This window comes from Pseudomonas sp. AN3A02, from assembly GCF_011765255.1.
Lineage (GTDB): Bacteria > Pseudomonadota > Gammaproteobacteria > Pseudomonadales > Pseudomonadaceae > Aquipseudomonas.
Genome location: NZ_JAARNI010000005.1, coordinates 61,219 through 73,163 on the forward strand (window position 1 = coordinate 61,219; position 11,945 = coordinate 73,163).

An 11,945-nucleotide genomic window follows, 5' to 3' on the forward strand; every position below is an offset into this window, starting at 1 on the left:
GCGAGGGAGCTTGCTCCCGCTGGAGTGCGAAGCGCTCCCAGGATTTTTGGGGCCGCTACGCAGCCCAGCGGGAGCAAGCACCCTCGCCACAACGGCCCGCTCCCACAGGGGGTCTCCTAATAACAATAAATAATTCGTAGGTTCCCATGGACATCACCCGCCGCGACTTCCTCAACGGCGTCGCCATCACGATTGCCGCCGGTATGACCCCGCTGCAAATCCTCCAGGCCGCTCCCGATGGCCGCTACTACCCACCTGGCCTCACCGGCTTGCGTGGCAGCCATGTGGGTTCGTTCGAAATCGCCCACCAGATGGGCTGGGAAAAGAAGGTGTTCGACACCGATAAATTGCCGATCACCGAAGACTACGACCTGGTGGTGGTCGGCGGTGGCTTGAGCGGTTTGTCGGCGGCGTGGTTCTACCGTGAGAAGCATCCAAAGGCGAAGATCCTGATCCTGGAGAACCACGACGACTTCGGCGGGCATGCCAAGCGCAATGAATTCCAGGCCGGTGGCCGGCTGATCATCGGTTACGGCGGTAGCGAAGCGTTCCAGTCGCCAAACCATCTCTACAGCAAGGAAGTAAACGGGCTGTTGAAGAAACTCGGGGTGAACATCAAGCGTTTCGAGACCGCCTTCGACCGCCAGTTCTACCCGGGCCTGGGGTTATCCCGCGGGGTGTTCTTCGACAAGGAAAACTTCGGCGAAGACAAACTGGTCACCGGGGACCCGACGCCGATGGTGGCCGACGATATCGCCCCGGACCAATTGCATGCGCGCTCCATCAGCGACTTCATCAATGATTTCCCATTGCCGGAGGCCGACCGTCAGGCGCTGATCGCCCTGCACGTCGCGCCCAAGGATTACCTGCCGGGCAAATCCGCCGAAGAAAAGGCCGACTATCTGGCGGCCACCAGCTACCGCGACTTCCTGCTCAAGGACGTAGGCTTGTCGGAAGGCGCGGTGAAGTACTTCCAGAGTCGCACCAACGACTTCATGGCTCTGAGCATTGATGCCGTGGCTTCGGCCGATGCCTACAGCGTGGGTTTCCCGGGCTTTGGCGGCATGAACCTCGCGCCCATCAGCGAAGAAGCCGCCGCAGAAATGGAAGAGCCCTACATCTACCACTTCCCCGACGGCAACGCGTCCCTCGCTCGGTTGCTGGTGCGTAGCCTGATTCCGGCCGTGGCGCCCGGGCACACCATGGATGACATCGTGCTGGCGCCGTTTGACTACGCCAAGCTCGATCAGCCCAAGACGCCGGTACGGGTGCGCCTCAACAGCACGGCAGTCAGTGTGCGTAACGTCGGCGACGGCGTGCATATCGGCTACAGCCGTGGCGGCCAACTCGCACAGGTACGCGGCAAACGCTGCATCCTGGCGTGCTACAACATGATGATCCCGTACCTGCTGCGGGACCTGCCAGCGGAACAAGCCCAGGCCCTGAGCCAGAACGTGAAGTACCCGCTGGTCTACACCAAAGTGGTGGTGCGCAACTGGACGTCATTCCAGAAGCTGGGGGTGCATGAGATTTATGCGGCTACCCAGCCTTACAGCCGGATCAAGCTCGACTACCCGGTAAGCATGGGCGGCTACGAGCACCCACGCGACCCGACACAGCCGATTGGTTTGCACATGGTCTACGTGCCCACCAGCCCCAACAGCGGCATGAACGGCCGCGACCAGGCCCGCGCCGGCCGGGGCAAGTTGTATGGCCAGACATTTGAACAACTGGAAACGCAACTGCGGGATCAACTGCAACGCATGCTCGGCCCGGGCGGTTTCAACCACCAAACCGACATTCTGGCGATCACTGTCAACCGTTGGTCACACGGCTATGCGACCTTCTCCAACAGCTTGTTTGACGATGCCGATGAAAGCGAAAAACTGAAGGACCTGGCGCGTAAGCCGCTGGGGCATGTGAGCATCGCCAACTCGGACGCAGCGTGGAGTGCGTATGCCCATGCGGCGATTGATGAGGCGTATCGGGCGGTTGGAGAAGTGGGCTAATCCCGGCTTTCCTGAAGAAAGAGGTTATTGTGGCGAGGGAGCTTGCTCCCGCTGGGCTGCGCAGCAGCCCCAAACCAGGCGATCGAGATATTCCTGAAAGATTTCGATCGCCTGAGCCGGGGTCGCTTCGCGACCCAACGGGAGCAAGCTCCCTCGCCACACGGCTCCCGCAGAAACGTCTTGTTTCACATGCACTGCCATCAACCCGCCATCAATCATTTTTCCTTCCGCACCGAACCGCTTAAGCTATTTGGCATCTGTTTAATGTCCGTTGCGTTTGGCCGAAGGCATGTCCGAACCGTTTTCCTTGATCCAGCACGTGCCAGGAACGGCGCGGGATTGTTCACGACAGGTTGTATTTATGCACCGCAGGAATTTGCTCAAAGCGTCCATGGCCATTGCGGCTTACACCGGTCTATCGGCCAGTGGCCTGCTGGCCGCCCAAGCCTGGGCGGGCAATCGCGCCGCTGATGGCGAGGCCCAGGCCTTCGATTTCGAGGCGCTGAAGATCCAGGCCAAGCAACTGGCCGGCAATCGCTACCAGGACACCAAGCAGGTATTGCCGCCGACCCTGGCGACCATGACCCCGCAGAATTTCAATGCCATCGGCTACGACGGCAAGCATTCGCTGTGGAAAGAATTGAACGGCCAACTGGACGTGCAGTTCTTCCACGTCGGCATGGGCTTCAAGACGCCGGTGCGCATGTACAGCGTCGACCCGAAAACCCGCCAGGCCCGCGAGGTGCACTTCCGCCCTTCGCTGTTCAACTATGAAAAAACCACGGTAGACACCAAGCAACTGACCGGCGACCTGGGTTTCTCCGGCTTCAAGCTGTTCAAGGCCCCGGAACTGGACCGCCATGACGTGCTGTCCTTCCTCGGCGCCAGCTACTTCCGCGCGGTGGATTCCACCGGCCAGTACGGCCTTTCCGCACGTGGCCTGGCGATCGATACCTACGCGAAGAAGCGCGAGGAATTCCCGGACTTCACCAAGTTCTGGTTCGAAACCCCGGACAAGGATAGCACCCGCTTCGTGGTCTACGCCCTGCTGGATTCGCCGAGCGCCACCGGTGCCTACCGCTTCGATATCGACTGCCAGGCCAACCAGGTGGTGATGGGCATCGACGCCCACATCAATGCGCGCACCGCCATCGAACAACTGGGCATCGCGCCGATGACCAGCATGTTCAGCTGCGGCACGGTTGAGCGGCGGATGTGCGACACCATCCACCCGCAAATCCACGACTCGGATCGCCTGGCCATGTGGCGCGGCAACGGCGAGTGGATCTGCCGCCCGCTGAACAACCCGGCCACCCTGCAATTCAACGCATTTGCCGACAAAGACCCGAAAGGCTTCGGCCTGGTGCAGACCGACCATGAGTTCGCCAGCTATCAGGACACCGTGGACTGGTACAGCAAGCGCCCAAGCCTGTGGGTAGAACCTACAACCTCGTGGGGCGAAGGCTCTATCGACCTGCTGGAAATTCCTACAACCGGCGAAACCCTGGACAACATCGTGGCCTTCTGGACCCCGAAGAAACCCGTGGCAGCCGGTGAATCCCTGAACTACGGCTACAAGCTCTACTGGAGCGCCCTGCCGCCGGTCAGCACGCCACTGGCGCAGGTCAATGCCACCCGTTCGGGCATGGGCGGCTTTACCGAAGGTTGGGCACCGGGCGAGCATTACCCTGAAGTATGGGCACGGCGTTTCGCTGTGGATTTTAACGGCGGCGGGCTGGATCGGTTGCCGGAAGGCACCGGGATCGAGCCGGTGGTGACGTGCTCCCATGGCGAGGTCAAAGACTTCAGCGTATTGGTGCTGGATGCCATCAAGGGTTATCGAATCCTGTTTGATTGGTACCCGACCAGCGACAGTGTCGAGCCGGTTGAACTGCGGCTGTTCATTCGCACCCAGGACCGCACCTTGAGCGAAACCTGGCTGTACCAGTACTTCCCGCCTGCGCCAGACAAGCGCAAGTACATCTGATACCGAACGTTCCCACGCTTGCGTGGGAACATCCCTTCGGCGCTTTCAGAACCGCGAAATACTCTTCATCGCCCCAATCAAGTACCGCATCGCCACCTGATCACTCTCGGTCAGGGCGCGGTACTGTTCCAGCAATTCAGCCTCGTCCGAACTCAAGCGTCGGCCACGCAGCGACATCCTGCGGGCCAGAAAAGACGACAAAAAACCTGCAACACTGTAAGACTTGGCCATGGACTGTCTCCTCGTATCAATCAACTGCTCCTGGTTGCCCATAACCTTGTCCCGCAACCCGCAATGCCTGCGGGGACCAACAGACTGACTTCCTGGGCCAGAAATCAGACTCACTGTAAGCGTAGAAACTATCTTGCCGGGCGTGGGACTTTTTTAGAGTAATCACTTAAAAAAGTGCTTATAGGGCAATGGCCTACAGCGTTATCCCACGTCACTCCCCGACGGCTCATAGCGAATAATGTTGAAGTCCTCTTCTAGGCGGGGCGCTTCGAAATAGCCGGTGATCAAATCGAACTGGGCATCACTGGTTTCGAACGCGTGGGTGCCCGCAGCGTTGCGCGCACGCAAGCGCGCCTTGCAGACCTCGTCCGGCACATCCAGGTAATGCAATTGATGGTCGGCGCCCGCGCCTTCGAACAAAGACCGCATCCATCGACGGCTGGCCAGGGTGTTGGCGGGAAAATCCAGCACCACCGAAACGCCAGCCTTGAGCAGCGAGATGATATGGGCCGTCAACGCATCGCGCAGGTGGCCGGTGCAGCGCACGTAGTCGCCCAGGGCCTGGATCTGTCCGGGATAGAGGCGTGACAGCCACTCATCCTCGCTGATCAATACCGTCTGGGGAGACTGGGACAACTGCTGGGTCAGGGTCGATTTGCCGGATGCTATTTTGCCGCAGATCAGGTGCAACATGGGTTCCTCCGGTGTTGAAGCTAATAAAAAACCCGCCGGTTCAAGGGCGGGCTTTCATGTTTACCATTATTGCTATGCAGATCAATCCCGCAAATCCGACTCATGAATCGGCTGGTCGCGATGTGTGGCCCGCTGATACTGCGCTGGCCAGATCGCCTTGCGGCCACCCAGGTCATCGTCGGCATGCAACGGCCAGTAAGGGTCACGCAACAGCTCGCGGGCGAGGAAGATGACATCGGCCTGGCAGGTGCGCAGGATGTGCTCGGCCTGGGCGGGCTCGGTAATCATGCCCACGGTGCCGGTGGCAATTCCCGACTCTTTGCGCACACGCTCGGCGAAGCGGGTCTGGTAACCGGGGCCTGTGGGAATTTCCGCATTGGCCGCAGTACCACCGGAGGAGACGTCGATCAGGTCGACGCCCAGGTCTTTCAGGCGGCGCGCCAGTTCGACGGTTTCATCCGGGTTCCAGCCGTCCTCGACCCAATCGGTGGCCGACACTCGCACAAACAGCGGCAGCTCTTGCGGCCAGGCTTCACGCACCGCCGTGGTCACTTGCAGCACCAGGCGGATGCGGTTTTCGAACGAGCCGCCGTACTGGTCCTGACGCTGGTTGCTCAGGGGCGAAAGAAACTGATGCAGCAGGTAGCCATGGGCTGCGTGGATTTCCGCCACTTTGAAACCGGCGGTCAACGCACGTTTGGCGGCAGCCACAAAATCAGCGATCACTTGCTGGATCTGCCCTTCGTCCAGTTGCTTGGGTGAGGTGTGCTGCGGATCGAAGGCAATCGGCGATGGCCCCACCGGCACCCAACCGCCGTCTTCCGGCTTGACGCTGCCGTGCTTGCCGATCCATGGCCGGTGCGTGCTGGCCTTGCGCCCGGCGTGGGCCAGTTGAATGCCCGCCACCGCGCCCTGGGCGTTGATGAAGCGCGTGATGCGTTGCAAGGGTTCGATCTGTTCGTCGTTCCACAGGCCCAGGTCCTGGGCGGTGATGCGACCATCGGCGGTAACGGCGGTGGCTTCGGTAAAGATCAACCCGGCGCCACCAACGGCACGGCTGCCGAGGTGCACCAGGTGCCAGTCATTGGCCAGGCCATCGACGCTGGAATACTGGCACATCGGTGACACGGCGATGCGGTTGAGCAGGGTCAGTTGGCGCAGGGTATAGGGTTCAAGCAGCAGACTCATGGGGCACCTCTTTTATGCAGTGGGCAGGCTCCAGGGTTCTGTTTGAAAGGTCGACGAAAAACCCGTCCCCGGCGGGCTGAAATAAGACAAGGTCACAAGACCGATCACACAGTGCTTAGAGACTAGTCGACAACAGAGGATTGCACAGGGTTCAGCGTGGCTCGATATGGGCAATCATCAGTTGCACGGTTTCCTGGCCACGGAACTCGTTCACGTCGAGCTTGTAGGCCAGTTCCACCCAGCGAATGGTCGGGTTGGGCCAGATCTCGCGGTCGATGCCGAAGGCAATGCCATCGAGCTTCACCGAACCGCATTCGCTCTTGAGCACCACTTTCAGATGGCGCTCGCCGACGACGCGCTGCTCCACCAACTGGAACACCCCGTGAAACAACGGCTCGGGGAAATGCTGGCCCCACGGCCCGGCATTGCGCAGGGCGCGGGCCAGTTCCAGGTGAAACTCTTCAACCGCCAGGGTGCCGTCGGACAACAGCCGGCCAGTCAGGTCTTCTTCACGCAGTTGCCGGCGCACTTCGGCGTCAAAGGCCTCGGCGAACAGTGGGAAGTTGGCCTCGGGCAAGGTAAGACCTGCCGCCATGGCGTGACCGCCGTACTTGGCGATTAGCGTCGGATGCTGGCTGGCCACCACGGCCAGCGCGTCACGGATATGAAAGCCCGGTACGGAACGCCCGGAGCCCTTGAGCAGACCGTCACCGGCATCGGCAAAGGCGATGGTCGGGCGGAAGTAACGCTCTTTCATCCGCGAGGCGAGGATGCCGATCACGCCCTGGTGCCATTCCGGGTCGAACAGGCACAAGCCATACGGCATCGACTCCACCGGCAAGTCCTTGAGCTGGGCCAGGGCCTCGCGCTGCATGCCTTGTTCGATGGATTTACGGTCCTGGTTCATGCCGTCCAGTTGCGCGGCCATTTCCCGGGCAGCGGCGAAATCCGTGGTCAGCAGGCATTCGATGCCCAGGCTCATGTCATCCAGGCGACCGGCGGCGTTCAGCCGCGGACCAAGGATAAACCCGAGGTCGGTGGACGTGATACGCGCGTGATCGCGCTTGGCCACTTCGAGGATCGCCTTGATCCCCGGGCGGGCACGACCGGCACGAATGCGTTCCAGGCCTTGATAGACCAGGATGCGATTGTTGGCGTCCAGCGGGACCACATCGGCCACGCTACCCAGGGCTACCAGGTCCAGCAGTTCGCCGATGTTCGGCTGCGGCTTGTTCTCGTACCAGCCAAGGCTGCGCAAACGCGCGCGCAGGGCCATCAGCACGTAGAAGATCACGCCCACACCGGCCAGGGCCTTGCTGGGGAATTCACAGCCCGGCTGGTTCGGATTGACGATCGCATCCGCCGCCGGCAGTTCGTCGCCCGGCAAGTGGTGGTCGGTGACCAACACCTTGAGCCCCGCCGCTTTCGCCGCCGCCACGCCTTCGACGCTGGAGATGCCGTTGTCCACGGTGATCAGCAGCTGTGGCTCGCGCTGCAAGGCCACGGCGACGATTTCCGGGGTCAGGCCGTAGCCGTACTCAAAACGGTTGGGTACCAGGTAGTCGACATGGGCGGCACCCAACAAGCGCAGGCCCAGGGTGCCCACGGTGCTGGCGGTGGCGCCATCAGCGTCGAAGTCACCCACGATCAGGATCCGCTGGCGCTGTTCCAGGGCCGTCACCAGCAGGTCCACTGCGGCATCGATGCCCTTGAGCTCCTGATAGGGAATCAGCCGCGCCAGGCTTTTATCCAGCTCGGCTTCCGATTGCACCCCGCGTGCGGCGTAGAGACGGGTCAACAGCGGTGGCAATTCACCGAGGAATGGCAGGACGGCAGGCAACGGGCGAGGATCGATACGCATGGGGTGACGGAAGCTTCTCTTTTAATGTTGAAAATTAGCGGTGATCCCTTGTAGGAGCTGTCGAGCCCCAGCGAGGCTGCGATAGGATCACCTCGGTGTACCTGTCAGACCGCAGCGTCTGCATCGCAGCCGCGCTACAGCTCGACAGCTCGACAGCTCGACAGCTCCCACATTCGACCTGTCGACGTTTCAGCCGCGCTCGCCAGCCAGCCATTCCAGCTGGACTTCGTGCTGGCCACGATCATCGGTCACGAAGATCGTGCCTTCGCTGATCATCACGTCCCACTTGATCACCCGGGGCATGTCCTTGGCCAGCACTTCCAGGATTTCCTGGGGTACGGCGGCGATGCTCACGTTTTTCAGGTTTTTCGCCACCGGCACCACTTTGCCTTCCCAGACGCGCAAGCTGCCATAGGCCAGCAAGGTGGTGCGTTCGGTACGGCGGGAACACCAGGTCAGGCGGTCCGCATCCGGCTGGCCGACTTCGATCCAGTGCAGGACGCGATCATCCAGGCTTTTTTCCCACAGCGCTGGTTCGTCTACATCTGACAGGCCACGACCAAAAGACAACTGTTCGTTGTAGAAAAGTGCGTAGGCCAGCAAACGCACGGTCATGCGCTCTTCGGTTTCCGAAGGGTGGCGGGCGATGGTCTGCTTGACGCTCTCGTACACCGAACGATCAAGGTCGGTGAGGTTGAGTTCAAACTTGTAGGTCGTGGACGGCTGGGCCATGAACGGACTTCTAGAGACAGGGAAAGGCGGCAAGTCTAACCGATGGCGAGCTGATTCAACGAATCCTGCGCTGCATCATCCTTATCACTGCGCGACTCGCCTATGTTAAAAGGCTCACATCCCTGCCCTGCCCGAAAGGTTCCTCATGTCGTTTACCGCCAAACCACTTGCCGGCCTGAAAGTCATCGAACTTGGCACCTTGATCGCCGGCCCGTTTGCGTCCCGCATCTGTGCCGAGTTCGGCGCCGAGGTGATCAAGGTCGAATCCCCGGATGGCGGCGACCCGCTGCGCAAGTGGCGCAAGCTGTATGAAGGCACCTCGCTGTGGTGGTTTGTGCAGGCCCGCAACAAGAAATCCCTAACCCTGAACCTGAAACACCCGGACGGATTGGCGATCCTCAAGCAGCTGTTGGCGGACGCCGACATTTTGATCGAGAACTTTCGCCCTGGCGTGCTGGAAAAGCTCGGCCTGAGCTGGGAAACCCTGCACGCCCTGAACCCGAAACTGGTGATGGTGCGCCTCTCGGGCTTCGGCCAGACCGGGCCGATGAAGGACCAGCCAGGGTTTGGCGCGGTGGGCGAGTCGATGGGCGGCCTGCGCTACATCACCGGTTTCGAGGACCGCCCGCCGGTGCGCACCGGGATTTCCATCGGCGACTCAATTGCGGCGTTGTGGGCGGTGATCGGGGCACTGATGGCCCTGCGTCATCGCGAAGTGAATGGCGGGCTCGGCCAGGTCGTGGATGTGGCGCTGTATGAAGCGATCTTCGCGATGATGGAAAGCATGATCCCAGAGTTCGACGTATTTGGCTTTATCCGCGAACGCACCGGCAACATCATGCCGGGCATCACGCCCTCCTCGATCCACACCACCCAGGATGGCAAGCATGTGCAGATCGGCGCCAATGGCGATGCGATCTTCAAGCGGTTCATGTTGGCCATTGGTCGGGACGACCTGGCCAACGATCCGGCCCTGGCCAGCAACGATGGCCGCGACAGTCGGCGCGATGAGTTGTATGGCGTGATTGATCGCTGGGTCAATTCACTGCCGCTGGAGCAAGTGGTGGAACAGCTGAACAAGGCCGAAGTGCCCGCCAGCCGTATCTACAGCGCTGAAGACATGTTGGGAGACCCACAGTTTCTCGCCCGCGAAATGTTCCTCAAGGCCCAGCTCCCAGGCGGCAAGGACTTCAAGATGCCCGGCATCGTGCCCAAACTGTCGGACACACCGGGTAGTTGTGAGTGGGTCGGACCACAGTTGGGTGAGCACAACGCCGTGGTGCTCAATGAATTGGGCTACGACGCGGCTGCCATTACGCGCCTGCGTGAGGATGGCGCGATCTGATGGCCCGGCGCTTCATCATTCGCCTGTGCCTGCTGGGTTCACTGCTCGGGGCGTGGCCGCTGTCGAGCCAGGCACAGGACACCTTGATCTGGCTGCTGCGTGACCTGCCGCCAGTGACGATTTTCGAAGGCCCGCAAAAAGGCCAGGGCGCCCTCGACCAACTGCTGCCGATACTTGCCGAGCACATGCCGGAATATCGACACCAAATCCTCCACGTAAACCGTGCACGCGCCATGCAGATGCTCCGCGACCCCGCCACTCTCACATGCGACCCGTCTCTGCTGTGGACGGCAGAACGCGCAAAAACCGTTGTTTTTTCCGTCCAGGCCTTTGCGACGTTGAGCAACGGGGTGACGATCCGCCAAAATCAGCGGGCAGCGCTGGCGCCGTTTGTGGTGGATGGAATGTTTGACCTGGAGGCGTTTTTGAATGCGCAGGAGGCGCGCCTCGGCATCATCGCTGAGCGCAGCTATGGCGCCATTATCGATGAAGCACTGAAGCAGGCCAGTACGCATAAGTTGGCACCGCACTACGGCAATGACGCCCTCGGCAGCCTGCTACAGATGCAACGCAGAGGGCGCCTGGAGGCGGTGCTGGGTTACTGGACAGAAGTTCGCTATCAGGCGCTGCAACAGGGCATTGATCCCCAGGACCTGATCTTTTATCCCATCAAGGGCACCCCGCCCTCTCAACTGACCCATGTCGGCTGCACGGATACTGCAGCAGGGCGCGTAGCCATCGAGCGGATCAATCAGGTGCTGCGCGAAATCCCGCAGGAGCAACTGCGACAGTCCTACGCTTCATGGCTCGACCCGGTCATGCGTGAGCAATACCTGAAAGACAACCCGACGTTTTTCCAGGATGCCCCGAGGCCCTGACAAATCGCGGGCAAAAAGAAACCCCGAGCAGTGGGGAGACAGCTCGGGGTTAATAAGGGCCTAAAAAGACCAGTAACAACGAGCCACAAGCACCGGAGCACAATGCTTGGTCTCGCTGTTACAAAGTCTGACTCGCGTTACCGTAGGAAGGTTCCAAACAAAAATAAATCTTCATGCACAGGCGCTCGGCCGAGTCAGGGCCGCGTTGCGCAGAGCCGCCATGACCGAGGGCTCCAGGCGTCCTTCGGCAATCATCAAGTCGCGGTGCAAACAATCCACCACGTCGACCAATGCACGCTTGTCGGTCAATTGCGCCTGGTCGACTTCACGTTCGACCACGATGGCACCGGCCGGATTCTTTACGGTTACCAGGCATTCGCCCTGCACACCCGAGGTGGTCAGCGTGACCTGATAAGGGCTCAGTGCTTCACCGAGCAATAGGCTGATACTTTCCATCTCGATCACCACTCAATAGTTCGGGAACAATCGTGTAAACGGGAGCTGCATCTATCCTAAGTGACTATTTGTGTCGTAGGAAAGTTCGCTTTTTCGTCTTGCAAGGGTTGCCGGGGGATGACGTGTCCAGCATGCGCTTGCAACATGACAACCAAAAAACGGCAGCACATAACTGCTTACTTAATGGGTCGCCGTTTTGGCGCTGATGCCGAGAGTGAATCCATTACTCGGTGAGTGCTGATCATGCTGCCACACCGATAAACTGCGCATACCAAAAGGCCCCCGTTGCGAAGGATAAAGACCATGCTGGAACACGAAAAAGAGCAGGCTGTACTAGAGAAGATTCACGCCGACATATCAAGAATTTATGCCGAGCAACGCAAGCTCAACGCAGAATCCCACAAGATAACCCGAGAGAATTTCTGGTATCCCGTAGGTATCGCCATCGGCTTCTTCACGGCTGTCGGAACAGTAATGGCAGTCGCGCAAAAACTACTCGCATAAACGATCGCTCCGGCCGGGTCTGCCAGAAACGAAAAACGCCGCTCACCCAAGGACGGGAACG

At 60.2% G+C, this 11,945-nt stretch carries 11 protein-coding genes; 5 read left to right on the forward strand and 6 right to left on the reverse strand.

Features of this window, described 5'->3' with window-relative positions:
* Positions 1–146: 146 nt before the first annotated feature.
* Both HBJ59_RS19645 and HBJ59_RS19650 read left to right on the forward strand, forming a co-directional pair.
* A complete protein-coding gene (locus HBJ59_RS19645) occupies positions 147–2,009 on the forward strand; it encodes an FAD/NAD(P)-binding protein (protein ID WP_167664496.1) in 1,863 nt (620 codons plus the stop codon).
* A gap of 361 nt (positions 2,010–2,370) precedes the next feature.
* On the forward strand, positions 2,371–3,996 hold the full coding sequence (locus HBJ59_RS19650) for a glucan biosynthesis protein D (protein WP_167664497.1): 1,626 nt from the start codon (positions 2,371–2,373) through the stop codon (positions 3,994–3,996).
* A gap of 45 nt (positions 3,997–4,041) precedes the next feature.
* Here HBJ59_RS19650 and HBJ59_RS19655 read toward each other — a convergent pair whose 3' ends face one another.
* The 5 genes from HBJ59_RS19655 to HBJ59_RS19675 form a co-directional block, all read right to left on the reverse strand.
* Entirely contained in the window at positions 4,042–4,227 is a 186-nt protein-coding gene (locus HBJ59_RS19655) for a hypothetical protein (protein ID WP_076017733.1), read from the reverse strand.
* Between the two features lie 201 nt (positions 4,228–4,428).
* Positions 4,429–4,920: an ATP-binding protein gene (locus HBJ59_RS19660; protein WP_167664498.1), complete on the reverse strand. Its 492-nt coding sequence runs from the start codon at positions 4,918–4,920 to the stop codon at positions 4,429–4,431.
* 81 nt (positions 4,921–5,001) lie between these two features.
* On the reverse strand, positions 5,002–6,108 hold the full coding sequence (locus HBJ59_RS19665; RefSeq protein ID WP_076017503.1) for an NADH:flavin oxidoreductase/NADH oxidase: 1,107 nt from the start codon (positions 6,106–6,108) through the stop codon (positions 5,002–5,004).
* A 151-nt stretch (positions 6,109–6,259) separates the two neighbouring features.
* Positions 6,260–7,969: a single-stranded-DNA-specific exonuclease RecJ gene (gene recJ / locus HBJ59_RS19670; protein WP_167664499.1), complete on the reverse strand. Its 1,710-nt coding sequence runs from the start codon at positions 7,967–7,969 to the stop codon at positions 6,260–6,262.
* A 189-nt stretch (positions 7,970–8,158) separates the two neighbouring features.
* A complete protein-coding gene (locus HBJ59_RS19675; protein WP_003209567.1) occupies positions 8,159–8,701 on the reverse strand; it encodes a YaeQ family protein in 543 nt (180 codons plus the stop codon).
* A gap of 145 nt (positions 8,702–8,846) precedes the next feature.
* Here HBJ59_RS19675 and HBJ59_RS19680 point away from each other — a divergent pair, with 145 nt between their 5' ends.
* Positions 8,847–10,046, forward strand: coding sequence for a CaiB/BaiF CoA-transferase family protein (locus HBJ59_RS19680; RefSeq protein ID WP_076017505.1), 1,200 nt, complete (start codon positions 8,847–8,849; stop codon positions 10,044–10,046).
* Entirely contained in the window at positions 10,046–10,924 is an 879-nt protein-coding gene (locus HBJ59_RS19685; RefSeq protein ID WP_167664500.1) for a TIGR02285 family protein, read from the forward strand. The genes HBJ59_RS19680 and HBJ59_RS19685 overlap by 1 nt, the downstream gene beginning before the upstream one ends.
* 171 nt (positions 10,925–11,095) lie before the next feature.
* Here the strand turns inward: HBJ59_RS19685 and HBJ59_RS19690 are convergent, their stop codons facing one another.
* On the reverse strand, positions 11,096–11,380 hold the full coding sequence (locus HBJ59_RS19690; RefSeq protein ID WP_076017507.1) for a DUF3509 domain-containing protein: 285 nt from the start codon (positions 11,378–11,380) through the stop codon (positions 11,096–11,098).
* A 303-nt stretch (positions 11,381–11,683) separates the two neighbouring features.
* Between HBJ59_RS19690 and HBJ59_RS19695 the strand changes: the two genes are divergently transcribed.
* Entirely contained in the window at positions 11,684–11,884 is a 201-nt protein-coding gene (locus HBJ59_RS19695; RefSeq protein ID WP_076017508.1) for a hypothetical protein, read from the forward strand.
* The last annotated feature ends 61 nt before the right edge of the window (positions 11,885–11,945 follow it).